This is a genomic window from Nocardiopsis aegyptia (assembly GCF_013410755.1).
GTDB lineage: Bacteria > Actinomycetota > Actinomycetes > Streptosporangiales > Streptosporangiaceae > Nocardiopsis > Nocardiopsis aegyptia.
The window spans coordinates 6,176,337-6,199,652 of the sequence record NZ_JACCFS010000001.1 but is presented as its reverse complement, the minus strand read 5'-3'; the positions used below and the strand labels follow the sequence as shown (position 1 = coordinate 6,199,652).

At 73.3% G+C, this 23,316-nt stretch carries 21 protein-coding genes; 5 read left to right on the top strand and 16 right to left on the bottom strand.

Annotated features, from left to right (window positions below; all coding sequences use genetic code 11):
• Positions 1-116: 116 nt before the first annotated feature.
• Entirely contained in the window at positions 117-2,255 is a 2,139-nt protein-coding gene (locus tag HNR10_RS27670; protein WP_179828574.1) for a serine/threonine-protein kinase, read from the bottom strand.
• A 236-nt stretch (positions 2,256-2,491) separates the two neighbouring features.
• Here HNR10_RS27670 and HNR10_RS27665 point away from each other — a divergent pair, with 236 nt between their 5' ends.
• Complete coding sequence (locus tag HNR10_RS27665; RefSeq protein WP_179828572.1) at positions 2,492-4,177, top strand: ABC-F family ATP-binding cassette domain-containing protein; 1,686 nt, start codon at positions 2,492-2,494, stop codon at positions 4,175-4,177.
• Positions 4,178-4,332: 155 nt separating this feature from the next.
• Entirely contained in the window at positions 4,333-5,775 is a 1,443-nt protein-coding gene (locus tag HNR10_RS27660; protein ID WP_179828569.1) for a nucleobase:cation symporter-2 family protein, read from the top strand.
• Between the two features lie 22 nt (positions 5,776-5,797).
• On the opposite strand, the gene HNR10_RS27655 is transcribed toward HNR10_RS27660, so the two are convergent.
• From HNR10_RS27655 to HNR10_RS27615, 9 genes are all read right to left on the bottom strand, one after another.
• A complete protein-coding gene (locus tag HNR10_RS27655) occupies positions 5,798-6,799 on the bottom strand; it encodes a hypothetical protein (RefSeq protein WP_179828567.1) in 1,002 nt (333 codons plus the stop codon).
• Between the two features lie 174 nt (positions 6,800-6,973).
• Positions 6,974-8,224: a cytochrome P450 family protein gene (locus tag HNR10_RS27650; RefSeq protein ID WP_179828565.1), complete on the bottom strand. Its 1,251-nt coding sequence runs from the start codon at positions 8,222-8,224 to the stop codon at positions 6,974-6,976.
• Entirely contained in the window at positions 8,225-9,460 is a 1,236-nt protein-coding gene (locus tag HNR10_RS27645) for a cytochrome P450 (protein WP_179828563.1), read from the bottom strand. It abuts the gene before it with no gap.
• An 86-nt stretch (positions 9,461-9,546) separates the two neighbouring features.
• Positions 9,547-10,791 carry a cytochrome P450 family protein gene (locus HNR10_RS27640; RefSeq protein WP_179828561.1) on the bottom strand — a complete coding sequence of 415 codons (1,245 nt, stop codon included), beginning with the start codon at positions 10,789-10,791 and terminating at the stop codon, positions 9,547-9,549.
• Positions 10,791-12,008, bottom strand: a complete 1,218-nt coding sequence (locus HNR10_RS27635) for a cytochrome P450 (protein WP_179828558.1) — start codon at positions 12,006-12,008, stop codon at positions 10,791-10,793. The genes HNR10_RS27640 and HNR10_RS27635 overlap by 1 nt, the downstream gene beginning before the upstream one ends.
• Entirely contained in the window at positions 12,005-12,625 is a 621-nt protein-coding gene (locus tag HNR10_RS27630; protein ID WP_179828556.1) for a GTP-binding protein, read from the bottom strand. Before HNR10_RS27630 ends, HNR10_RS27635 begins: the two co-directional genes overlap by 4 nt.
• A complete protein-coding gene (locus tag HNR10_RS27625; protein WP_179828554.1) occupies positions 12,606-12,968 on the bottom strand; it encodes a DUF742 domain-containing protein in 363 nt (120 codons plus the stop codon). The genes HNR10_RS27630 and HNR10_RS27625 overlap by 20 nt, the downstream gene beginning before the upstream one ends.
• Positions 12,965-13,375, bottom strand: coding sequence for a roadblock/LC7 domain-containing protein (locus tag HNR10_RS27620; RefSeq protein ID WP_179828552.1), 411 nt, complete (start codon positions 13,373-13,375; stop codon positions 12,965-12,967). The genes HNR10_RS27625 and HNR10_RS27620 overlap by 4 nt, the downstream gene beginning before the upstream one ends.
• Positions 13,375-14,781, bottom strand: coding sequence for an ATP-binding protein (locus HNR10_RS27615; protein WP_179828549.1), 1,407 nt, complete (start codon positions 14,779-14,781; stop codon positions 13,375-13,377). Before HNR10_RS27615 ends, HNR10_RS27620 begins: the two co-directional genes overlap by 1 nt.
• A gap of 509 nt (positions 14,782-15,290) precedes the next feature.
• On the opposite strand from HNR10_RS27615, the gene HNR10_RS27610 reads away from it, so the two are divergent.
• Positions 15,291-15,674 carry an RNA polymerase-binding protein RbpA gene (locus HNR10_RS27610; RefSeq protein ID WP_053619498.1) on the top strand — a complete coding sequence of 128 codons (384 nt, stop codon included), beginning with the start codon at positions 15,291-15,293 and terminating at the stop codon, positions 15,672-15,674.
• A 65-nt stretch (positions 15,675-15,739) separates the two neighbouring features.
• On the opposite strand, the gene HNR10_RS27605 is transcribed toward HNR10_RS27610, so the two are convergent.
• The 4 genes from HNR10_RS27605 to HNR10_RS27590 all read right to left on the bottom strand — a co-directional run bounded on the left by HNR10_RS27605 (position 15,740) and on the right by HNR10_RS27590 (position 18,441).
• The gene (locus tag HNR10_RS27605; RefSeq protein WP_179828547.1) at positions 15,740-16,546 is read right to left on the bottom strand and encodes an HAD-IIA family hydrolase; all 807 of its coding nucleotides are present in this window, start codon (positions 16,544-16,546) and stop codon (positions 15,740-15,742) included.
• A gap of 55 nt (positions 16,547-16,601) precedes the next feature.
• Positions 16,602-16,859 (bottom strand): hypothetical protein, encoded by a 258-nt coding sequence (locus HNR10_RS27600; RefSeq protein WP_179828545.1) that lies wholly within the window; start codon positions 16,857-16,859, stop codon positions 16,602-16,604.
• Positions 16,860-17,105: 246 nt separating this feature from the next.
• Positions 17,106-17,852 (bottom strand): SCO1664 family protein, encoded by a 747-nt coding sequence (locus HNR10_RS27595; RefSeq protein WP_179828543.1) that lies wholly within the window; start codon positions 17,850-17,852, stop codon positions 17,106-17,108.
• Between the two features lie 7 nt (positions 17,853-17,859).
• Positions 17,860-18,441, bottom strand: coding sequence for a DUF3090 domain-containing protein (locus tag HNR10_RS27590; RefSeq protein WP_179828541.1), 582 nt, complete (start codon positions 18,439-18,441; stop codon positions 17,860-17,862).
• 138 nt (positions 18,442-18,579) lie between these two features.
• On the opposite strand from HNR10_RS27590, the gene HNR10_RS27585 reads away from it, so the two are divergent.
• Positions 18,580-18,963, top strand: coding sequence for an SgcJ/EcaC family oxidoreductase (locus HNR10_RS27585; RefSeq protein WP_179828539.1), 384 nt, complete (start codon positions 18,580-18,582; stop codon positions 18,961-18,963).
• A gap of 28 nt (positions 18,964-18,991) precedes the next feature.
• On the opposite strand, the gene HNR10_RS27580 is transcribed toward HNR10_RS27585, so the two are convergent.
• Positions 18,992-19,840 (bottom strand): MSMEG_4193 family putative phosphomutase, encoded by an 849-nt coding sequence (locus tag HNR10_RS27580; RefSeq protein WP_179828529.1) that lies wholly within the window; start codon positions 19,838-19,840, stop codon positions 18,992-18,994.
• A gap of 143 nt (positions 19,841-19,983) precedes the next feature.
• Here HNR10_RS27580 and HNR10_RS27575 point away from each other — a divergent pair, with 143 nt between their 5' ends.
• Complete coding sequence (locus HNR10_RS27575) at positions 19,984-20,931, top strand: aldo/keto reductase (protein ID WP_179828527.1); 948 nt, start codon at positions 19,984-19,986, stop codon at positions 20,929-20,931.
• A gap of 4 nt (positions 20,932-20,935) precedes the next feature.
• On the opposite strand, the gene HNR10_RS27570 is transcribed toward HNR10_RS27575, so the two are convergent.
• Positions 20,936-23,230 carry an LLM class flavin-dependent oxidoreductase gene (locus HNR10_RS27570; protein WP_179828525.1) on the bottom strand — a complete coding sequence of 765 codons (2,295 nt, stop codon included), beginning with the start codon at positions 23,228-23,230 and terminating at the stop codon, positions 20,936-20,938.
• Positions 23,231-23,316: the final 86 nt, after the last annotated feature.

Below are 23,316 nucleotides of genomic sequence, written 5' to 3'. Positions count from 1 at the left end.
CCCCGTGCGCCCCCACGCGCCGACGCCGTTCGGCGACGCAACGACATTATGACAGCGTGGCGGCGTGCCGGTTGACGCGTCTTCGAGGCCTGTGGACAACGGGTGCGCGGCGCCGGTCAGAAGGTGCCGTCGGGCCATTCCGTGAGCACGGAACCGGGGTCGGGGACGACGACGTCGACCTCGTCGCCGAGGCTGCGGAAGGTGTAGTCGAGGTTCCAGTACCCGACGTCGACGGGCTCGCCGGTGTTCGGTGTCTCGACCAGGAGGTTGAGCGGCGCGTGGTCCTCGCCGACGATGAGCACGAACCCGGTCGGGCCGCCGCCGCCCGGGTCGGTGTAGGTGCCCTCCAGGCGGGTGCCGGGGACGGCCGGGCCGGTCTCCGGCTCGATGTGGGCGGGGTCGTAGATCTGCGAGTGCTCCAGGACCGGGGCGAACTCGGTCGGCTGCTCGTCGGTGACCTCGCCCGTCTCTGCGATCGCCGTCAGGGGTCCGGCCACGGCCTCGGGGGTGTAGTCGGCCGGGTCGTAGCCGGTGCTGTCGGACACGTCGACCCACTCGCCGGCCGGGCCGGCCGCGACGATCACGCGGTCGTCGACGAACATGCTCTCGGAGTACTCCGAGGCGTAGGTCCCCACCCGGCGCTGCATGACGTCGTCGCCGTAGGTGAAGTGGTCGAACCAGACCCGGTTGCCGGTCGCCCCGATCGGGTCGGCGGGCGGTTCCTGCGGTGGTCCGGACCCGTCCCCGGGGTACTGGTGGATCGACACCTCGAAGCTGTCGGCGTCCAGGAAGGCCTCCGCCGACGCGGCGGCCAGGTCGATGCCGGTCGGATCCGGCTCGGGCTCCTCCGGGGCCGAGGACTGCTCGGCGGCCGGGGGGACGACGGCGTTGGGTTGTTCCTGAGCCAGGCTCCTGAACAGCAGGTATCCGCCTCCGGCGACCACTCCGGCGGCGATGACCCCGACGGTCGCCAGGACCGCGATCCTGGCGCCGGACAGTCCCGTCGCGCCGTCCTCGGGGCCGGCACCGACGTCCGCGGGGGCGTGCGCCGCGCCCGCGGCCGGACCGGAGGCGAACACCGCGGAGGCCGCGTGGCCGGAGAAGCCGCCGTCCGAGGGCAGCCCCGCGGGAGCGCCCGCGCCCGCGCCCGCCGCGGTGTCGAACGAGGGTGTCGCGGTACCGGGCGTGGCCGGTTCGAAGGGCCCCCGCGCGGCGCCGGTGGAGGACGGACCCGGAACGGGCGGCGCGCCGCCGGTTCCCGGTGCTCCGGTCGCCGCGGAGGTTCCGAACGGGGGTGCCGCGGCGTCCGGGGCGCTCGGGGCGGCGGCAGCAGCGGCAGCGGCAGCGGCAGCGGGCGGAGCCGCGACGGCGGACGCGGTGTCCTGCTCGGCCGGAGCGGAACGCGCCGCCGGGTCCGATGCGGCGCGCGCCGCCGCGCTCCACAGGCCCGGGTCGTGCCAGGAGGTGTCCACGCTCGGCCAGTGCTCGCCGATCAGCGCCCACAGGCGGTCGGACCACTCCCTGGCCGGGACGTCCTCGCCGATGCCCAGGAGCAGCAGGAGTTCGAGGTAGACCTCCTCCGTCTCGGGCCGCTCGGCCGGGTCGGGCGACAGGGCCCGTTGGACGAGGGATTCGAGCCCCTCCGGGAGCCGGCCGGGGCGGGCCGGGGTGCGTCCGGCGCTGAACAGCACGAGCCGTCCCCAGGCGGACGTGTCGCCCCGGGCCCCGGTCTGGACGCGCTGGGTCCACCGGCCGAGCCCGTGGTCGACCAGGTGCGGGCCGTCGGGGGAGACGACCACGCTCTCCGGGCGGATGTCGCCGTGGACGAGGCCGGCCGCGTGCAGGGAGCTGAGGGCCTCGGCGTAGGCCGCGGCGGCCACGACCAGCGCGTGGCCGGTGAGCGGCCCCTGGTGCTGGAGGTGGTCGCGCAGGGAGTGTCCGGGGATGTAGTCGGTGGCGGTCCACAGTGAGCCCTCGTGGACGCCGCCGTCGTGGGCGACGGCCGCGCACAGGCTGGACACGCGCTGGCCCGCGGCGACCCGGTCGGCGAGTTCGTCCGCCGTCGCGGCCGCGTTGGGGGCGCCGGTGCACATGAGGGCACTCGGAGCGCCGTCCGGGGAGACGGCGGCGTAGACCGCGGCCGAGGGGCCGGAGAACAGTCGCCCGATGATCGTGTACGGCCCGATGAGGCTGGGGTCACTCTGTGTGAGCGGGGTGACGCCGGAGGGCAGGCGACGTGCGGGGGGCTTAGCCATATCGGAGGGGAATCTTCCCAGAATCACGTGTGAGGTGACTCAGACGTCTGGCATATCGGAGAGGGCTTGATTGTAGACCGGAACAAATCTCGCCAACAAGACGAAGAGGTCACCGAACGGCGCCGAGTCCACACGTGGCGCCCCTCCCGACCGCGGCATGTGCACGCCGCGCGCACCCGGTCGACCGCGCGGAAAACCCTTTGCGGAGCGTGAGCGCCGCGTGGAAGCCTGCGGCGGTGGGATACGTGGAGGTCAACCAGGTCGGACACACCCTGCCCGACGGACGCGTGCTCTTGAGCGCGGTGTCGTTCCGTGTCGGCGAGGGGTCCAAGACGGCGCTCGTGGGCGCCAACGGCGCGGGCAAGAGCACGCTGCTGCGCCTCGTGCGGGGTGAGACCGCCCCGCAGGAGGGAGCGGTGACCCTGGACGGTGAACTGGGGGTCATGCCGCAGTTCGTCGGGCATGTCCGGGACGAGACCACCGTGCACGAGCTGCTGGTGTCGGTCTCCCCCGCCGCGGTCAGGGCAGCGCACGCCGACCTGGAGGCGGCCGAGACCGCCATGATGGTCGACGACGGCGAGAAGACCCAGATGCGCTACGCCGAGGCGATGGCCCGCTACGGGGACGCGGGCGGCTACGAGGCCGAGGTCGTGTGGGACCAGTGCTGCGTCGCGGCCCTGGGCACCCCCTACGAGCGCTGCCGGTGGCGCGAGGTGCGCACCCTGTCCGGGGGCGAGCAGAAGCGCCTGGTGATCGAGGCGCTGCTGCGCGGCCCCGCCCCGGTCCTGCTGCTGGACGAACCCGACAACTACCTGGACGTTCCGGGCAAGCGCTGGCTGGAGGAGGCGCTCCTGGCCTCACCCAAGACGGTCCTGTTCGTCTCGCACGACCGCGAACTGCTCAGCCGCGTCCCCGACCGCATCGTCACGCTCGAACTGGGCGCCGCGGGCAACACCGCGTGGGTGCACGGCGGCGCGTTCGACACCTACCACGGGGCCCGCCGCGAGCGCTTCGCCCGGCTGGACGAACTGCGGCGGCGGTGGGACGAGGAGCACCGCAAGCTGCGCTCGCTGGTGTCGATGTACAAGCAGAAGGCCGCCTACAACTCGGACATGGCCTCGCGCTACCAGTCCGCGCGCACCCGGCTGCGCCGCTTCGAGGACGCCGGGCCGCCGGAGAAGCAGCCCCGCGAGCAGAACCTGCGGATGCGGCTGCGCGGCGGCCGGACCGGGCGCCGGGCCCTGGTGTGCGAGGACCTGGAGCTGACCGGGCTGATGCGGCCCTTCGGGCTGGAGGTCTGGTACGGCGAGCGGGTCGCGGTGCTGGGGTCCAACGGATCGGGCAAGTCGCACTTCCTGCGCCTGCTCGCCGGAGGCGGCGGCGATCCGGAGTCGTCGCTGCTGCCCGAGGAGCAGCGGCGCCGCGTCCCGCCGGTCCGCAGCACGGGCCGGGCGGTGCTCGGGGCGCGCGTGCTGCCGGGCTGGTTCGCCCAGACCCACGAGCACCCGGAGTTCGCCGACCGGACCCTGCTGGACATCCTGCACAGCGGGGAGGGCACCCGGCGGGGGGTGCCGCGGGAGGAGGCCGGGCGGGCCCTGGACCGCTACGAGCTGGCACAGGCCGCGGAGCAGACCTTCGACTCGCTCTCGGGCGGGCAGCAGGCGCGGTTCCAGATCCTGCTGCTGGAGCTGACCGGTGCGACGATGCTGCTGCTGGACGAGCCCACCGACAACCTGGACGTGGTCTCCGCGGAGGCGCTGGAGAGCGCGCTGGAGTCCTTCGAGGGGACGGTGCTGGCGGTCACCCACGACCGCTGGTTCGCGCGCGGGTTCGACCGCTTCGTCGTGTTCGGCGCGGACGGGCACGTGCGGGAGGTGCCGGAGCCGGTCTGGGACGAGGAGCGCGTGCGCCGGGACCGCTGAGGGTGTGTGCACAGGAGCGTATACATCCCGTGATGTGATCGCGGCGCAACGGGGATGTTCATCCCCCGAAACGCGGGGATAGTTGCCTTCCAACCGGCAACAACGGAACATGTCGGACCAGTTCGACTCTTCCCCCCAGAGAGCAGAGGCCGCGTATGTCGATCCCCCAGAACCCCGGGCCGGAGTCCGCGCCGGAGGACGAGAGGCCCAGAGCCGGCCTGATGGTCGTCTACGGGTTCCAGCACATCCTGGCCATGTACGCCGGGGTCGTCACCCCGCCCATCATCGTCGGGTCGGTCGTGGGCCTGTCCACCGCGGAGATGGGCATCCTGATCAGCGCGGCCCTCCTGGTCAGCGGTCTGGCGACGCTCCTGCAGACGATGGGGGTGTGGCGCTTCGGGGCCCGGCTGCCCTCGGTCATCGGCATCTCGTTCGTACCGGTGAGCGCGATGGTCGGCATCGCGGGCGAGAGCGGGCTGCCCACGGTGTTCGGCGCGGCGCTGGTGGCCGGTGTGTTCGGCCTGTGCGTCGTCCCGGTCATGGCGAGCCTGATCCGGTTCTTCCCGCCGGTGGTGACCGGCAGCGTCATCACCATCATCGGGGTGTCCCTGTTCCCGGTCGCGGTCGGATGGATCACGGAGAACAACGAGACCGGGGTGCCGACCACGGGCGGCCTGGCGCTGGCCGGCACCACACTGCTCCTCGTGCTGCTCCTGGCGTGGATCCTGCCCGGCGTGTGGAGCCGGATGGCGGTCCTGGGCGGGCTGGTCCTGGGCACGGCGGTCGCCGCGGCCTTCGGCCGGGTCGACTTCTCCGCGGTCGGCGAGGGCGCGATCTTCTCGTTCGGCCGGCCCTTCCACTTCGGTCCCCCGGAGTTCCAGGCGGCGGCGATCATCACCATGTGCGTGGTCATGCTGGTCATCCTGACCGAGGGGGTCGCCGACATCCTCGCCGTCGGGGAGATCGTGGGCGCCAGGATGGACGGCCGCCGTCTGGCCGACGGCCTGCGCGTGGACGCGCTGGCCTCCATCGTCGGCCCGCTGCTCAACACCTTCCCCGGGAGCACCTTCAGCCAGAACGTCGGGCTGGTGGCGCTCACCCGGGTCAGGAGCCGGTACGTGGTGGCCGTCGGCGGACTCATCCTCATCACGCTCGGGCTGTTCCCGGTCCTGGGCCGGATCGTGGCGATGGTCCCCTCCCCCGTGCTGGGCGGGGCCGGGCTGGTGCTGTTCGGGTCGGTGGCCGCGGCCGGGATCCGGACGCTGGCCGCGGTGGAGTACGACGGGAACATGAACCTGATCATCGTGGCGGTGGCGCTGGCCTTCGGCACGATCCCCCTGGCCGCGCCGGGCTTCTACGAGGGCTTCCCGAGCTGGGCCGCGATGATCCTGAGCTCGGGGATCGTGGCGGGCGCGGTGGCGGCACTGGTGCTCAACGCCTGCTTCAACATCCTGGGCCGCAAGGACGGCGGAGCCGGGGCGACCGAGCCCGCCGACGCCGCCGGGACCGCTGAGGCCGCTGAGGCCGCTGAGAGCACCGACGCCACAGGGACCGCGAAGGTCGGCAAGCGGCCCTCCGGGAGCACGCCGCAGGAGTGAGGGCCGGTACCGGTCGGCCCCCTCACCCGACCGGTACCTCCAGCTCCACCATGGCGGAGCACTCCTCCCGGCAGCCCCCGATCCGCAGCACGCCGCCCGGTTCCGCGTCGGCCACCCGGAACGCGGCCCGGGTGGTCGCCCCCGGCTCCAGCTCGTACCGGCCCGCCGCGGAGGCGACGTCGTGCTCCTCGCCGTCGGGGCCGACGTACACGGCGCCGGGCAGGTCGATGTCGACGGCGTGGACGGTGCCGACCTCGACGGTCACCTCCAGGTCCTGTGCGTGGTACGCGCTCACGAGTGCGGCGTGCACGCCCTCGGAGGCCGCGCTCCCGTCCCCCGCCCCGAATAGACCGGGCCCCGGGTCGACGCCGTCCACCAGGAAGGTCTCGATCCGGTCCCCCTCGGACTCGAAACCGGTGAAGTGCGCGCACTGGCGCTCCTGCGGCGGGTCCGCGTCCTTGTCCCCGGGGTCGCACAGCTCGAAGCCCTGCGCGGTGGGCCGCACCTCGGACGCGAAAAGCGGACGGCCCTCGTCCACCCGCGCCTGGACGACCGAGATCCGGTGGGTGAGGAACGCGTCGGCGGTGGAGCCCTCGGGGGCCAGCAGCCAGCCCTCGCGCATGCGGTCGGGGTCGTCGGTCGCGGCGAGGGCGTCCATGTACTCCGCCGCGTGCTCGGACGGCGACGCGGACTCCTGCGTCGGGGCGGCGGTGGTCGGCGACGGTGACGCCGAGGACGACGGCTCACCCGTGCGCTCGGGAGCGGCCGGCCCGGTGGTCGGCGTCTCCCCGGCCGGGCTCTCCCCCTCCGGGGCCTCCCCGGCCGGTGACTCCTCGTCCGGAGACGCCTGGCCGGGTGACTCCTCGGACCGCGTGGCCTCGTCCGGCGGCGCCGGGGTCCGGGTGTCCTCCTCGGCGGGACCGACGGCCGTGGGCGGCTGCTCCTCCGGCGACCACCCGCAGGCCGCGGTGGCCAGGAGGAGGGCGGCGGCCGCCGCCGAGGCACGCAGGCGCGTCGAGGCCATAGGGCTCCTCCCCCGAGATCACCACGAAGCCGTGCGGGCCGAGCCTAGTTCGAGTTGTCCAAACTAAGGATGTTCTGCCCGCTATGTCCGCCTATGGTTCGGGAAAAGAGGAGGCCAAGTCCGCGGCCCCAGGGCGGCGTCCGCGCGAACACCCCCTGGGGCCGGCCGCGCCGGTCAGGGACGCAGGACGACCGGGAACTCCGACAGGCTGTTGACCGACAGCGCCGACTCCACCCGCAGCTCCTCGTCCGGGACCGCCAGGCGCAGGTCGGGGAAGCGCTCGAAGAGCATCGGCAGGACGATCCGGGCCTCCAGCCGCGACAGCGGAGCGCCCGGGCAGATGTGCGGCCCGTAGCCGAAGCTGATGTGGCGGCCCCGGGTGCGCGTGACGTCGAAGACCTCCGGGTGCGGCTCCTCCCCGAACTCCGCGCGGTCCCGGCTGGTCGCCCCGTAGTGCGTCAGCACCGCGTCGCCCTCGCGGATGGTCTGCCCGCCGATCTCGACGTCCTCGGTCGCGAACCGGAACATCATGAGGTTGTTGGGCGGGTCGTAGCGCAGGACCTCCTCGATGACCGCCTCCCAGGTGACCTTGCCCTGGTCGAGCAGGGCGAACTGGTCGGGATGCGCCAGCAGTGCCCGCACGGCGTTGGTCAGCAGGTTCACCGTGGTCTCGTGCCCGGCCGCCACGACCGAGAGCAGCGTGATGGTGATCTCGGCGTCGCTCAGCGCCTCCACGTCCCCGTCGCCGCCCGCGTTCAGCAGGTCGGTGGTGAAGTCGTCGCCCGGCTCGGCGCGCTTGCGGGCGACCATCTCGCCGAAGAACTGGAACAGGGCCCCGTAGATCTGGAGGTGCTCGCCGTCGGCCATGTCGCCGGAGAAGAGCTTCGCGTACATCTCGCCCAGCTGCGAGTACTCGGACTCGGCCACCCCGTAGAGCTCACCGATCACGCTCATGGGCACCTTGAAGGTGAACTCGGACTTCAGGTCCAGCGGCTCCCCCGCCCTGGGCTCCAGGGCGTCGAGCGCGGCGGCCGTGATCCGTTCGATGTCCGGCCGCAGCCGCTCGACCCGCCGCGCGGAGAACGGGCTGGCGGTGAGCTGGCGCAGCCGCCGGTGCGGAGCCCCGTCCAGGGCCAGCATGTTCGTGTTGTCCAGGGGGATCGTGCCCAGCAGCGGCCACCCCTCGGGGATCCGGCCGTTCTGGTAGTCGGCCCAGTGGTCCACGCTCTTGACGAACCGGGTGTCGGTGAGGGTGGCGCGGCTGACCTCGTGGTGGGTGGTGGCCCAGGCCCGGACCCCGCCGGGCAGCTCCACCCGGGTGACCGGGCCCAACCGGTAGAGGCGCTCGCGGTCGGCCTGGACGTCGTCGGGCACGGCGTGGATGAGGGGTACGCCGTCGGCGCCGTGCTGAACGGGGCAGGACATTCAGATCACTCCTTGTGGGGTGGAGGGCGTGAAGGTGACGGGGAGCGCGGTCACGCCCCGGATCCACGGAGAGGGCCGCCACCGGACCTCCTCGGCCGGGATCGCCAGCTCCAGGTCGGGCAGGCGGTCGAGGAGGACCTCCACGGCCGTGACCGCCATCGTCTCGGCCAGTCCGCGGGCGGCGTAGGGGCAGCCGTGCTCACCGTGGGAGAAGGACAGGTGGGCGTGGTTGGCGCCGTGTCCGGACGCGGCCCGCCCCGCCACCGCGCCGCCCTCGCCGGCGCGCAGCCACGGGTCCCGGTTGGCCGCGGCGAAGCCGAGCACCAGCAGGTCCCCCTTGCGGACGACCCGTCCGCCGAGCTCGACGTCGTGGGCGGCGAAGCGCCCGGCGTTCATCTGCGAGGGCGAGTCCTCCCACAGGACCTCCACCAGCGCCTCGCGCACACTGCTGCGCGCACCCGACAGCGACGCGGCGAAGCGGTCGTCGGTGAGCATCAGGCGCAGGGCGTTGCCGATCCACTCGGCCGTGGTCTGGTGGGCACCGCCCAGGATGGCCACGAGTTCTGCGACCAGGTCCCCGTCGGTGTAGTCGGCGGGGTGGGCGATCATCCGCGACACCACGTCCGGACCGGGCGCGGCCCGGCGGTCGGCGACCAGCCGGGTGAACTCCGCGGCGATGCGGCCGTGCGCCGCGACGGACTCGGGCCCGGCGTCGAACACCGTGCTCATGTCCGTGGTGATCGCCTCGCCCTTCTCGTCGTCCAGGCCGTACATCCAGCACAGCAGGAGGGAGGGCAGCCGCTGGGCGTACTGCGTGCGCAGGTCGGCGGCGCTGTCGGTGCAGAAGCCGTCGATGAGGCGGTCGGCCAGCCGGGTGGTGACCGTCCGCAGCTCGTAGGGGTCGGCGCCGTGCAGGGCGTCGTTGACGGCCGTGGCGCGGCGGCGGTGCTCGGCGCCCTCGGCCGAGAGGAGGTTGGGCAGCGGCGCCAGCACCGGCAGCAGAGGCCAGTCGTCGGGCACCCGGTCCCAGGCGTTCCAGCGGCGCGGGCTGCGGGCGAACACGTCCGGGGTGCTGAGCACGTGGTGCAGTTCGCGGTAGCCGATGACCAGCCAGGCCGGGACGTCGGCCTCCAGCAGCACCGGCACGACCGGCCCGTGCTCGTCGCGCATGGTCCGGTAGAGGGCGGCCGGATCGTCGTGGAAGCCGGATCCGTACAGGCGGACGGGATCGCTCACCGGGGAGCCTCCGTGGGGGGAAGGGGGGCGAGGGGGTGGGGGGCGACCGGGCCGCCCCTGGTCGTGCGGCGCGGCCCGGTCGGTGCTCAGGGACGCAGCAGGACCGGGAGCTCCTTGAGGCTGTTGACGATGATGGACGGGTGGTTGGCGAGTTCCTGGTCGGGCACGGCCAGCCGCAGGTCCGGGTAGCGCTCGAAGAGCATGGGCAGGGCGATCTGCCCCTCCATCCGGGCCAGGGCGGCACCGGGGCACACGTGGGGGCCGTAGCCGAAGGACATGTGCCGGCCCCGGGTGCGGGTGAGGTCGAACTCGGCGGGGTGGGGGTCCTCACCGTGCTCGGCCCGGTCCCGGCTGATCGCCCCGTAGGAGACCATGAGCGCCTCGCCCTTGGCGATGACCCTGTCCCCGACATCGATGTCCTCGGTGGCGAAGCGGAAGATCATGTTGGAGGTGGGCGGGTCGTACCGCAGTGCCTCCTCGACCACGGTGTCCCATCCGACCTTGCCCTCCTTGACCAGGGCGAACTGGTCGGGGTGGGCGAGCAGGGCGCGGACCGCGTTGCACAGCAGGTTGACCGTGGTCTCGTGGCCCGCGGCCACGGTCACCTGGAGGGTGCCGCGCACCTCCAGGTCGGTGAGGGCGTCGCCGTCCTCGCCCGCCTGGAGGAGCTCGGTGGTGAGGTCCTCTCCGGGCGCGGCCCGCTTGGCCGCGATCATGTCGTCGTAGTACTGCTCCAGCTCGCCGTAGACGCGCATGAACTCCTCCGGCCCGGTGACCGAGGAGAAGAACTTCACGTACATGTCGCGCAGGTAGGGGAACTCCGAGGGGTCCACCCCGTACAGCTCGCCGATGACGCTCATCGGCAGGCGGAACGCGAACTCCGACTTCAGGTCCAGGGGCCGGTCGGCCGCCGGCTCCATCGCGTCGAGCAGCTCGGTGGTGAGCTCGTGGATGCGGGGGCGCAGCCGTTCCACGGTACGCGCGGAGAAGGCCTTGGCGGTGAGCAGGCGCAGCCGGCGGTGCTCGGCGCCGTCGGTGCCCAGCAGGTTGGTGGGGGTGGGCGGGATGGTGCTCAGCAGCGGCCAGCTCTGGGAGATCCGGCCGTTCTGGTAGTCGTCCCAGTGCGCGACGTCCTTGACCAGGCGGCTGTCGGTGAGCAGCGCGCGGGCGGTCTCGTGGTGGGTGACGCCCCAGGCGGTCACGCCCTCGGGGAATTCCACACGGGTCAGCGGACCGGCCGCGTGCAGCGCCTCGCGTTCGGCGGGCAGGTCGGTGACGTAGGGGTCCAGGACGAACGTGCCGCCGGAGCCGTGCTGAACGGGACAGGGCATCAGGTGTCTCCTCGGGGTGGGGCGGGAGTGAAGGTGACGGGAAGCGAGGCGACGCCGCGGACCCAGGGAGAGGGGCGCCAGCGCAGTTCCGTGGCGGGAACGGACAGTTCGAGGTCGGGCAGCCGGTCCATGAGCACCTCGATCCCGGTCACGGCGATGGTCTCCGCGATCTCGCGCGCCGGGAAGGGGCAGCCGTGCTCGCCGTGGGAGAAGGACAGGTGGGCGTGGTTGCCCTGGCGCCCGGGCCCGTGCACCCCCTGGTGGACGCGCTGGTCGTGGTTGGCCCCGGCCAGCCCCAGGAGCAGCAGGTCGCCCTCACGGATGAGCCGGCCGCCCAGCTCGACGTCGTGGGCGGCGAACCGGCCCGCCTGGATCTGGGTGGGGGTGTCCTCCCACAGGGCCTCGTTGAGGGCCTCGCGGGCACTGCGGCGGGCACCCGCGATGGAGTCGGCGAAGCGGTCGTCGGTGAGCATCAGGCGCAGGGCGTTGCCGAGCCACTCGCCGGTGGGCTGGTTGCCGCCGCCGAGCAGCACGATCAGTTCCGGGACCAGCTCCTCGTCGGTGAACCCGGCGGGGTGACCGATCATCCGGGAGACCACGTCGTTGCCGGGGGACGCCCGGCGTTCGGCGACCAGCGCGGCCATGGCCGCCATCAGCGCGCGCTGGGCGTCCATCGCCGCGGGCCCGCCGTCGATCATGGTGGTCATGTCGGCGGCGAGGAGGTCGCCGCGCTTGTCGTCGAGCCCGTACATCCAGCTCAGGACGAGGGCAGGCAGCCGTGCGGTGTAGGCGGCCCGCAGGTCGGCTCCCGTGGAGCCGCAGAACTCGTCGACGAGCCGGTCGGCGAGCCGGGTGGCGACCGTGCGCAGCTCGTGGGCGTCCACTCCGGCCAGGGCGTCGCTGATCGCCCCCGCCCGGCGCCGGTGCTCCTCGCCCTCGGAGTAGAGCACGGTGGGCAGCTGCATCACCAGCGGCAGCAGGGGCCAGTCCTCGGGGACCTTCTCCCAGGCGTTCCACCGCCGCGAGCTGCGGGCGAACACCGCGGGATCGCTCACCACGTGGTGGACCTCCCGATAGCCGATGACCAGCCAGGCGGGGACGCCGCCCTCCATGAGCACGGGGACGACCGGCCCGTGCTCGGCACGCATCTCCTGGTAGAGGCCCGTGGGGTCGGTCTGGAAACGCGGTCCGTAGAGGTGGACCGGGCGGTCGTTCAACGGGAGCCTTCCGTGACGAGGGAGCGGACGTGGCGGACCAGCGCGATGAGGACCTGCTTGGCCGAGTCCCGCTCGCGCGCGTCGCACCGGACCAGGGGCACGCCAGGGTCCAGGTCCAGGGCGGAGCGGACCTCGTCGAGGTCGTGGGTGCTCTCGCCGAAGTCGTTGTGGGCGACGACGAAGGGGGTGCCCTGGGCCTCCAGCCGGTCGATGGCGTAGAAGGAGTCCGCCAGGCGGCGGGTGTCGACGAGCACCACCGCGCCGAGGGCCCCGGAGAACAGGCGGTCCCACAGGAACCAGAACCGCTCCTGGCCGGGGGCGCCGAAGACGTAGAGGACCGAGGTGGCGTCCAGGGTGATGCGGCCGAAGTCGAAGGCCACGGTGGTGGAGCGCTTGGCCTCCACCCCGTGCAGGTCGTCGACGCCGTCGCCGGCCCGCGTCATCGTCTCCTCGGTGTTGAGGGGGCGGATCTCGCTGACCGAGCGCACGAGGGTGGTCTTGCCGACCCCGAATCCGCCGACGACGGCGATCTTGAGCGCCTGTTCCGCGGTCGCCAGGAGCGGGACAGGTGCGGCGTCGGGCGCCGGCGAGGGGGGTTCAGAGGTTGTGGAGTGCAACGAGCACCTTCTCCAACACGTCCGGGGAGGCCAGGGGCGTGGCCGGGGAGGGGGCCGGCCTGGGGTGGCGGGCGGTGACCCGGCCCGAGTCCAGGAGGTCGGTGAGCAGGATCCGCACGACCGCCACGGGCAGGTGCAGGTGCGCGGAGATCTCCACGACCGCCATCGGTCCGGCAGCGCACATCCGCAGGATCTCGGCGTGCTCGGACTGCATCCCGGGCGCGGGCTCGCTCTCGGCCGCGATGAGGGTGACCGCGTCCAGGGACTCGTCGGCCCCCGCGCTGCGTCCCGAGGTGATGACGTAGAGCCGGTCGGGCCCCTCCTGCCGGTGGGAGCGGCTCATACCGACCCGGTGGTGGCGCGGGACGGGGTGGACAGGTGCTCGCCCATCTGCTCGACGAGCTCGTTCATGTTGTGTCCGACCAGGCCGGGTTCGGCCTCCTCGGAGGTGATGACGGCCAGGTGGGCCCCGTGTCCGGCCTCGACGATGAAGAGCAGGCCGCCGTAGAACTCGGCCATGGCCTGGCGGACGCCGCCGGAGCCGGCGCCCGCGCCGAACTCCACCGACGCGCTGTGCGCCAAGCTCTGCACGCCGGCGGCGATCGCCGCGAGGTGGTCGGCGCTGTCCTTGTTCAGGCTGGCGCTGTGGCACAGCTTGAGGCCGTCGCGGGAGAGCACCAGCGCGTGGCGGGCGCCGGGGGTGCGCTCCAGCAGCCCTTCGAGCAGCCAGGTCAGGGTGTCAAGGTTCATCAGGCGTCCTTCGATGATCCGTTCGGGTCCTGGCCGCGTACCGCCGAGCGGAACGCACCGAAGCCCTTCGTCGGGGTGGCGGGTCCGGAGTCGGCGGGGGCGGGCCTGGCCTTCTCCGCGGCGGCGAGGGTCATGCCGCGGCGTCGCTGGGGCAGGCCGGTCTCCGCCGTCCGCGCACCGTCCGCGGTGGGGGACGCGGGCGGTGTGGTCTCGGTACCGGCGTCGGCCTCCGCCGCGGTGCCGGGGGACGCGGACGCGGGGGGCGGCGCGATGCCGGCCGCGGTGTCCGGGGTCCGGTCGACGCGGGGCCGGGGCAGGGGCTTGATGAGCTTCTGCGGCAGGAGCAGGACGACCGCGGTACCGCCCCGGGAGGAGGAGCGGAAGGACACCGACAGCCCGTAGCGCTGCGCGAGCTGCCCCACGACCGCCAGTCCGAGCCGTGTTCCGGAGATGGTGGCCAGGTCCAGGCCGGACTCGACGGTCCGCCGTGCCCGTTCGAGGGCCTCCTCGCCCATGACGAGGCCGCCGTCCTCGACCATCACCGCGATCCCGGCCTGGACCTCCTCGACGTGGACGTGCACCTCCGAGGTGGGCGGCGAGAACCGGGCGGCGTTGTCCAGGATCTCGGCCAGGCAGTGCACCACGCCCTCCGCGGCGAAGCCGGCCACCGCCTGGGTGCACACGTTGTGCACCCGCACGCGCCGGTAGTCGCCGATGCGCCCCATGGCGCCGCGCACGATGCTCTCCATGCCGATGGCCCGTCCCCAGCGGCGGCCCGACCGGGCTCCGGTGAGCACGGCGATGCTGTCCGCGATCCGGCCGACCTGGGCCGTGCTGTGGTCGAGGTGCATCAGGTCGCCCAGGACGTCGTCGCCGGAGCCGACGCCGTCGCCGTGGCGTTCCTGCATGCGCCGCAGGTCGGCGAGCATCGTGGTGGCCAGCGCCTGGACCCGCCCGGCGGCGGTGGCGCAGGCGACCATGGCCGAGGCACGGCGGCGCTCGGCCGCCGCGATCTGCGCGGCCACCGCACCCAGCACGGCCCTGCCTCCGGGGTCGGCCGGCGCGGGGACGCGGTGCAGGGCGGTCTCGGCCGAGTCTCCCTGGCGCAGCCGTTCGGACAGCCGCGGCAAATGGTCCTCGGCCAGCGCGGCGGTGTCGGCGCGCAGCCCGGCGATCTCACCGGTCAGCTCCCGGACGCGGCGCTCGCGGCGGTTGAGGGACAGGGCCAGCACGACCAGCGCGGCCAGGGCCGCCGCGGAGGCGACCAGGACGGGGACGGCCCCGTCGGGGGGCACCGCCCACAGTGTCCAGGCCCACAGGGGCAGGCTCAGAAGGGGAAGGTACAGCCAACCCGGTGCGGCGAGCCGTGCGGAGGCGGTGCCGCGGGAGAGGGGGATGTCAGTCATCGGGTTCCATGTCCTGCCGTTACCGTACGGTCACGCGCTGGGCACGCCGAAGGTCACGGCCCGCGTGCCGGAGTGCGCCGAAAGAAAAGACATAATGGCCTTAACCTGCGCTTTTCAGCACACGGAGATTTAACATACCACCAGTCGCCACAAGCGTCACGTCCGTACAATCACCGAGGAATTCACCAAGCGTGACACCCGGTGACAAGGCCCTGGCCTCAGGGCATGCGGAGGACGGGCGGCCGATCCGGTCATCTCCGACAATCTCCGAAAAAACACCTCACGACCCACCAAAGAACACAACGTGAACTGCGACGACGCCATAAAAGGCCGTCGACGCACGGGACTGCGGACGGGTCCCGGCGCGTTGCCGTCACCGGGCACCGGAGCGGGCGCCGGGACCCCGAGGCGGCCGGACGAGGTTCGACCTCAGGTCAGTGGGGAATCTTGACGTGGAACGACGCGTTACACCCCGCGAGACCGCACCAGCGCCTGGAGGCACCCACACGATGGCCGAGCGAGCACTTCGCGGCACACGGCTCGGGGCGACGAGCTACGAGAACGACCGCAACACCGACCTGGCCCCGCGCCAGGAAGTCACCTACGACTGCACCCGCGGCCACCGCTTCGCGGTCACCTTCGCGACCGAGGCCGAGATCCCCGCCGAGTGGGAGTGCCGCTTCTGCGGCGACCGCGCCCTGCGTCGGGACGGCTCCGGTGAGGAGCCCAAGAACGCCAAGCCGGTGCGCACCCACTGGGACATGCTGCTGGAGCGCCGGAGCATGGAGGACCTGGAGGAGGTCCTGGCCGAGCGGCTGGCCCTGCTGCGCGCACGCCGCCGCGAGGAGGCGGCCAAGGTGGAGGAGCTCGCCAAGCAGCGGCAGAGCGCCTGACACACCTCGACATTCGGGGGCGGTGGACATCGTGTCCACCGCCCCCGTCGTCTGTGCCGGTCGGGTCACGCCCCGTCGAAGGGATCGCGCGTGGCGCCCACCAGGTCCTTCACCGAATCGATCACCCGCGTGGGCCGGTAGGGGAACATGTCGGCCGTCTCGCGGCCGGAGATCCCCGAGAGCACCAGGACGGTCTGCAGGCCCGCCTCCAGCCCGCTGAGGACGTCGGTGTCCATGCGGTCGCCGACCATCAGCGTGTTCTCGGAGTGCGCCCCGATCCGCCGCAGCGCCGATCGCATCATGAGCGGGTTGGGCTTGCCCACGAAGTAGGGGCGCCGCCCGGTGGCCTTCTCGATCAGGGCCGCGACCGCGCCGGTGGCCGGCAGCGGGCCCTCCGCGCTGGGGCCGGTCTCGTCGGGGTTCGTGGCGATGAACCGGGCGCCGTCGCGGACCAGGCGGATCGCCCGGGTGATGGCTTCGAAGCTGTAGGTGCGGGTCTCCCCCAGCACCACGTAGTCGGGGTTGCTCTCGGTCATGACGTAGCCCACGTTGTGCAGGGCCGTGGTCAGGCCGGACTCACCGACCACGTAGGCCGTGCCGTTGGGGCGCTGGGTCTGGAGGAACTGGGCGGTGGCCAGCGCCGAGGTCCAGATGGACTCCTCCGGGATGTCCAGCCCCGTGTTGAGCAAACGTGCGCGCAGGTCGCGCGGGGTGTAGATGGAGTTGTTGGTCAACACCATGAACGGGATCCCGTTCTCGCGCAGCTCCGCGATCAACGCGTCCGCGCCGGGGATCAGGTGCTGCTCGCGAACGAGCACACCGTCCATGTCGAATAGGTAGTTCCACTGGTTCTCGTTGCTCACGTGCCCCATTGTGCCGTCCCTGAGCTGGGGGCCGCCATTCCTACCCCCCAGTAGTGGTCCGGGCTCACACGTGGACCCGCTGGCCGAGCCGCTCCTGGAACCCCGCGGCGAGCCTGTCGCCGCGGTCGCCGCGCGCGGAGAGCCGGACGGTGTGGCCGTTGGTGTGGTGCAGGTCCACGGTCACGCGCCGCCCCGACCGGGTGATCCGCGCCGAGGCCACGTACTCGTAGTACACCTGGCCGGGGTAGGACGCGCGCAGGGACTGCTCCCGCTCCCACTCCCTGCGGCGACGGTCCTCCTCGGACGCGTCGCGCTTCCACACGGGCCGGCGGTACGACGTAGGGCACGAGGTCGTCGACTCCGGCGCGGTCCGCCCACCAGGCCGGGACGAGGCTGGGCAGGAGCCCGATCCGGGCGACGGGCCCGGCCCAGGCGCCCACGAGTTCGGTGCGCTCGCGCGCGGCAGGGGGCGCGTCGCGTAGCCGCGGTGGTCGATCAGCACGCGGACCAGGCCGCCGGGTGTGGAACGGACGTTCTCCACGACGGTCAAGGGGGCTCCGAAGGAGGATCAGACCGGCGGCCAGGGCACGGAGGGCCAGTCGGGCGCCGGGTAGGGGTGCACTCGGTGGTGGATCAGCAGCTCGACCCGGCTGCGGACGGCGTAGACCTCCGGGCCGGTCAGGTGCCGCTCCAGTTCGACGGACAGGGCGCTCGCCGGGTTCCGCAGCCCGTCGCGCACCCGCCCCAGTGCCTCCAGCGCGTCCTCGGTGAGCGCCTGGCCCTGCCACTGCCACAGCACGGTGCGCAGCTTGTACTCCTCGGCGAAGGACACGCCGTGGTCGCAGCCGTAGAGGTGCCCGCCGGGGGTGGGCAGCAGGTGGCCGATCTTGCGGTCGGAGTTGTTGATGACCGCGTCGAAGACCGCCATCCGCCGCAGGTCGCGGTTGTCGGTCTCGCGGGACAGCGCGACGAGGTCGACGGTGGTGTCGCCGTGCACCCACAGCTGCACCATGCCCTCGCCGAAGGGGCCGTCGCGGTGGACGGTGGGCGGCACGACCGACCACCCCAGGGCCTCGGAGACGGCGTAGGCCGACACCTCGCGGCCGGCCAGCGTGCCGTCGGGAAAGTCCCACAGCGGGCGCTCCCCCGCCACCGGCTTGTACACGCACGCGGCCGAGCGGGCCCCGTCCGACACGGTGCAGTACAGCGTGGCGTTGGAAGCCGCGGTCAGCCGCCCCTCCACGGTGAGTTCGCCCGTGCGCACCAGGTCCAGGCCCAGATCGGGGGTCAGCCCTTCGAAGGCGTCAGCGGTCATGGGGGCCTCAGACGAGGCGGTCCGGCCGGTAGCCGTTCTGCCGGGCGCAGATGTGGCCGTTGGGGTCCAGGGGCCGACCGCACAGCGGGCAGTCGGGGCGGCCCGCGGAGACGACCTTGAGCGCGCGGCCGGCGAACGCGCGCGCGGCTCCCGGCGTGAGGTACACCCGCAGGACGTCCCGGTGCGCGGGAGCGTCCTCGGCGAAGACCTCCAGCTCCTCCTCGTCGTCCTCGACGACGTCCTCGCCCGCGCTCTCGTCGATCTCCTGGGCCTCGATGATCACCCGTGCGGCCTCGGCGTCCCAGGCCAGCGCCAGGGTGCCGACACGGAAGTCCTGCTCGATGGGCTGCTCCAGCGGACGGTCGTCCTCCGGCGGCTCGGAGTCGTCGGGCGGTGCGCCGAAACGGCGGTGCACCTCTTCCAGCAGTTCCTCGATCCGGGTCGCCAACGCCTCGACCTGAGCCTTCTCGAGGACGACGCTGGTGATGCGGCCTTCCCCCACGGCCTGCAGGAAGAACGTGCGGTCTCCCGGCTGGCCCACGGTCCCGGCGACGAACCGTTCCGGCGGATTGAACTGGAATACGGGCATGCCAAGCACCTTAAGGGATAGCCGTGGCAGGACGCGAAAACCGCCCCGGGCGCAGCAGGGCGCCCCGCCCTTGACATCAACCTTAGTTCAGGTCGTTGACTCGCACCGATCACGCCACCGAACGAGCAGGGACGCGACATGACCGACCACTCCCGTATCCGCGACCTCGTCCAGAGCTTCGAGGACGCCTTCAACGCCCACGACCCGGTCGCGCTCGGCGACCACTTCGCCGACGACTCCCTGTGGACCAACGCCGCCGGGAAGCGGATGCGCGGCCGCGACGCCGTCATCGGGTTCGGCCGGGAGGTGCTGCCGAAGCTGGCCGACGCCTACGCGCGCTACGACGTGGTCGACCTGCTGGAGATCGGCCCCGACGTGGTCGCCGCGCACGTGGCGCAGCGGCCCGTCGACGCCGGGGGCCGGCCGACCGACGCCCCCGGAGCCAGCGCCGTGTACGTCTTCGCCCGCCGGGGCGACGACTGGCGCATCGTCGTGGGCCAGAACACCATCGCGGCCGGCTGACGAGCGTACGGGTGGGCGGGCGGACGGGTCAGGGGGTCTCGGCGCCCGACCCGCCACCGCCCGCGCCGCCGCCGACCGCCGCGTCCCCCCGCGCCTCGGTCCGGGTGGGCAGCGTTCCGACCAGGCCCTCCCCCGTGTCGTTGAGCACGTTCAGGAACGGCCGCGTCCGGGTGTAGGTGATCGACGTCACCGACCCCGGGTCGACCCGCAGGCGCTGGAACATGTCCAGGTGCAGGCCCAGGGCGTCGGCCACGATCGCCTTGATGATGTCGCCGTGGGCGCACACCGCGTACACCGGCGGCGGCGCGCCCTCCTCGGCGGTGCCGTGCTCCTGGAGCAGGCGGGTGTTCCAGTCCCGCACCGCGGCCACGGCCCGCGCGGAGGAGGCGGCCAGCGACTCGCCTCCCGGGAAGCGGGCGGCGCTGGGATGGTCCTGGACCACCCGCCACAGCGGCTCCTCGGCCAGTTCGGACAGGGTCCGTCCGGTCCAGCTGCCGTAGTCGCACTCGATGAACCGCTCGTCGGTGGTGACGGCGGTGTCCAGGTGGCGGGCGATCGCCTGCGCGGTCTCCTGACAGCGTTCCAGCGGGCTGGAGACCAGTGCGGCCAGGCGCAGGCCGCCCAGCCGGCGGGCAGCGTCGGCCGCCTGCTCGCGCCCGGTGTCGTTGAGGTGCAGTCCCGGCGCCCGCCCGGCCAGGCGCGGTCCGGTGGCGTCGGTCATCCCGTGCCGGACCAGCAGCAGCGTGATCGCCGCGGGCGGGGGCGGCGCGGGCCGCGCGGGCTCCGGGGAGGGCTGCGGGCCCGGGGTGGGACGGTCAGCGGGAGGAGGTGCCGCGGACGCGGAGGACGCGCCCCGGGGTGCCGTGGATGTCGCCATGGGCACAGGGTAGGACCTGGCTCGGTTCCGCGCACCGCACCGACACCGGAGGCCGCCGTGGGCCCGCTCCCACGGCGCGGGGGCGGTCGCCGTGCGGGGCGGATCCCCGAACGGCCCGGCCCGGACACGGTACTCTCCGCCGCATGGAACAGCGACAGGTGGGCAGATCAGGACTCTGGGTGTCACGCACCGCCCTGGGCACGATGACCTGGGGGCAGGACACCTCCGAGGAGGAGGCGGGGCAGCAGCTCACCGCGTTCGTGGACGCGGGCGGCACGCTCGTGGACACCGCGGACATCTACACCGGTGGACAGAGCGAGCGGATCCTGGGGCGCCTGCTGCGCGGTTCACTGCGCCGCGAGGACGTGGTGGTGGCCACCAAGACCGGGCACACCCCCGAGGCCTACCGTCCCGTGGACGGATCCCGCCGCCACCTCCTGGCGTCACTGGACGCCTCCCTGCGCCGGCTCCAGACCGACTACGTGGACCTGTGGCAGCTGCACGTGTTCGATCCGGCCACACCCCCGGAGGAGTCGCTGGCGGCGATGGAGACGGCCGTCGCCGCGGGCAAGGCGCGCTACGTGGGCGCCGGCGACCTGGAGGCGTGGCAGTTCTCCACCCTGGCGACCTGGCAGCGCGCCCGCGCGGGCCGGGTGCCGCTGGTGAGCGTGGGCGCGGAGTACTCGCTGCTCAACCGCGGTGCCGACCGGTCACTGCGGCCGGCCGCGGCGGCGGCGCAGGCGCACGTGATCGCCTGGTCCCCGCTGGGGCGCGGGGTGCTCAGCGCCAAGTACCGCAACGGCGTCCCGCCCAACTCCCGCGGCGCCTTCCCGCACATGGCGCCCTACGTCGAGCCCTACCTGGACGACCACAGCCGGCGGGTGGTGGAGTCGGTGTGCACGGCCGCGGAGGGCCTGGGCGTCTCACCGCTGGCCGTCGCGCTGAGCTGGGCGCGGGACCAGGAGGGCGTGGCCGCGGCCGTCGTCGGGCCGCGGACCCTGCCCCAGCTCCAGGAGATCCTGGGCCTGGAGGGCGTGGAGCTGCCGCCGGAGATCCGTGAGGCCCTCGACGACGCCACCTCGGCCCCCTAGCGGGTCACCGGCCGCCCGCTGCGGGCTCGATCGGAAAGTTCTGCGAGAACACGTTCTCCGGGTCGTACTCGGCCTTGAGGGCGCGCAGCCGCGACAGGGCCGGTTCGGGGAAGGCCTGCGCCAGGACCTCGGGTCCGGTGCGGGTCTCGAAGTTGAGGTAGAGCCCCTCCATGTCCGCGCCCAGCTCCTCCCAGCGCCCGTCCAGGGACCCCACCCGGCGCTTGGAGCCCACCGCCGAGACGGAGAAGTTCTGGGTGCGGTGGGCGTAGGCCGTGGCGTCGGCGGGGACGTCGTTGACGGCACCGCCCACGGAGCGCAGCTGGAGCAGCATCGCGTGGCCGGAGTCGAGCAGGTCGGCCAGGCCCTCGGCCGCCCGCGGGGTGACGTGCTCCATGAGGCCGCTGCGGAAGGCCCCTCCCCCGGCGCCGGAGTGCGCGGCGTCGGCGACGGGCAGGATCGCGGAGTAGGGGGCCAGGCTCGCCTGCTGGTCCAGGACCGGGGCCACGGTGAGGAAGGGTTCGAGCGCGGCGGCGGCCCGCTCGGTGTCCACCTCTCCGCCGGTGCCCGCCGCGGCGTGGACGATCATGGCCTGCGCCATCGGCCCCTGGCCCTGGCGGGCGGGCGCCACGTACAGGAAGCCGGTGGCCTCGCGCGGAGCCGCCTCCTGCACCTCGCCCCAGGCGCGCAGCAGCGCGGGGGTGTCCGCGGCGTCGTAGACGAGCCGGGCGAACACGACTGCGTCGACGGGGTGGGCGCTCAGCTCCACCGAGGTGACGATCCCGAAGTTGCCGCCGGCGCCGCGCAGCGCCCAGAACAGGTCGGGGTTCTCCGTGGCGTCCGCGCGCAGCAGGCGGCCGTCGGCGGTGACCACCTCGGCCGCGGTGACGTTGTCGAGGGTCAGGCCCTGGCCGCGGGACATGTAGCCGATCCCGCCCGCGGTGGCCAGGCCGCCCACGCCCACGCCCCCGTAGTCGCCGGAGGAGAGCGCCAGGCCGTGCGGTTCCAGCGTCCGCGCGACCCGGGCCCAGCGGGCGCCGGCGTCCGCGCGGACGCGGCCCGAGGCGGGATCCAGGACCTCCACGCGGTCCATCGCGCCCAGGTCGATGACCACGCCGCCGTCGTTGGTGGAGCGGCCGCTGATGCCGTGGCCGCCGCTGCGCACGGCCAACGGGGCGTCCTGGGCGCGGGCGTAGGCCAGGGCTCGCGCGACCTCCTCGGGCGTGGTGGGGCGCAGGACCAGTCCGGGGCGGCCCGGGTGGATGTAGGTGTGGCGCACGCGCGCGTAGGAGCGGTCGCCGGGTTCCACGGCGGTGGAGCGCAGGCCCTCGGGGACGGCGTCGTAGTCGATGCCGGGGTGGCGCGCGGCCAGGGCCGCCGTGGACCGGACCGGCCCGGTCGCGGTGCCGGCGGACCCGCGCTCGCGCTCGACGGCCTCGCGCAGCGCGGGGGCGACCTCGGCGCCGAAGGCCTGGATGGCGCGAGGGTCGTCGGAGGCCAGGTGGAAGGTGGCGAAGCCGTGCTCCAGGACGAGGGGCAGCAGGTCGTCGACCCACTGCTCCGCGGGGCCCTGGAGGAACGCCCGCCCGGTGGGCAGGATGGCGCCCTGGATGTTGAGCCCGCGCCGGATCCGGCGGGGGTCGCGGCCGGCATCGACGGCGGCCTCGTCGATCGTGCGGTGGGCCGCGGGCAGGTCGGCGGTGTCCATGTAGGACAGGCTGGGCAGCCATCCGTCGGCCTTGGCGCCGACCAGGCGCAGCATCCGCGGCTTGTAGGCGCCCAGGCTGATGCCGATGTCGTGGGCGGGGGCCGGTCCCCGTTTCATCCCGTGCGCGGAGTAGTGCTCGCCGTCCAGCCGCACACCGCCGCGGCCCTCGGTGTCCCAGACCATCCGGATGAGGTCGATGGCCTCGCCCAGGGCGTCGACCGCCTCGCGGGGCGTGCGGCGCGGCGTGCCCATGGCCTCGATCGCGTCCCAGAAGGCGCCCGCGCCGAGCGCGAGCTCGACGCGGCCCCCGGACAGCAGGTCCAGGCCGGCGGCGGCTCGGGCGAGCATCGCGGGCGGGCGCAGGGGCAGGTTGAGCACGTTGCCGGTCAGGCGCAGGCGGGTGGTCCGGGCGGCCACCCAGCTGAGGAGGGTCCAGGTGTCGAGGAGGGCGGGGTTGTAGGGGTGGTCCTGGAAGCCGACCAGGTCCAGCCCCGCCGACTCGGTGAGGGCGGCCAGGGTCACGGCGCGCTCGGGGTCCTGGGCCGAGGGTGTGACGAACGTGCCGAACTCCAGGGCGTGTCCGTAGTCGGGCATGGGGGCCACTCTCCTTGACGGGGAAATCATTGATTCAGCAAATGATGCCTACGACAACTTATCTGCCCGCAAACCTATTCCTGGTA

Coding starts and splice junctions, on each gene's coding strand:
- HNR10_RS27670 (WP_179828574.1), bottom strand. CDS start 2,255: ATGGCTAAGCCCCCCGCACGTCGCCTGCCCTCCGGCGTCACCCCGCTC.
- HNR10_RS27660 (WP_179828569.1), top strand. CDS start 4,333: ATGTCGATCCCCCAGAACCCCGGGCCGGAGTCCGCGCCGGAGGACGAG.
- HNR10_RS27655 (WP_179828567.1), bottom strand. CDS start 6,799: ATGGCCTCGACGCGCCTGCGTGCCTCGGCGGCGGCCGCCGCCCTCCTC.
- HNR10_RS27650 (WP_179828565.1), bottom strand. CDS start 8,224: ATGTCCTGCCCCGTTCAGCACGGCGCCGACGGCGTACCCCTCATCCAC.
- HNR10_RS27640 (WP_179828561.1), bottom strand. CDS start 10,791: ATGCCCTGTCCCGTTCAGCACGGCTCCGGCGGCACGTTCGTCCTGGAC.
- HNR10_RS27625 (WP_179828554.1), bottom strand. CDS start 12,968: ATGAGCCGCTCCCACCGGCAGGAGGGGCCCGACCGGCTCTACGTCATC.
- HNR10_RS27620 (WP_179828552.1), bottom strand. CDS start 13,375: ATGAACCTTGACACCCTGACCTGGCTGCTCGAAGGGCTGCTGGAGCGC.
- HNR10_RS27615 (WP_179828549.1), bottom strand. CDS start 14,781: ATGACTGACATCCCCCTCTCCCGCGGCACCGCCTCCGCACGGCTCGCC.
- HNR10_RS27610 (WP_053619498.1), top strand. CDS start 15,291: ATGGCCGAGCGAGCACTTCGCGGCACACGGCTCGGGGCGACGAGCTAC.
- HNR10_RS27605 (WP_179828547.1), bottom strand. CDS start 16,546: ATGGGGCACGTGAGCAACGAGAACCAGTGGAACTACCTATTCGACATG.
- HNR10_RS27595 (WP_179828543.1), bottom strand. CDS start 17,852: ATGACCGCTGACGCCTTCGAAGGGCTGACCCCCGATCTGGGCCTGGAC.
- HNR10_RS27590 (WP_179828541.1), bottom strand. CDS start 18,441: ATGCCCGTATTCCAGTTCAATCCGCCGGAACGGTTCGTCGCCGGGACC.
- HNR10_RS27585 (WP_179828539.1), top strand. CDS start 18,580: ATGACCGACCACTCCCGTATCCGCGACCTCGTCCAGAGCTTCGAGGAC.
- HNR10_RS27580 (WP_179828529.1), bottom strand. CDS start 19,840: ATGGCGACATCCACGGCACCCCGGGGCGCGTCCTCCGCGTCCGCGGCA.
- HNR10_RS27575 (WP_179828527.1), top strand. CDS start 19,984: ATGGAACAGCGACAGGTGGGCAGATCAGGACTCTGGGTGTCACGCACC.
- HNR10_RS27570 (WP_179828525.1), bottom strand. CDS start 23,230: ATGCCCGACTACGGACACGCCCTGGAGTTCGGCACGTTCGTCACACCC.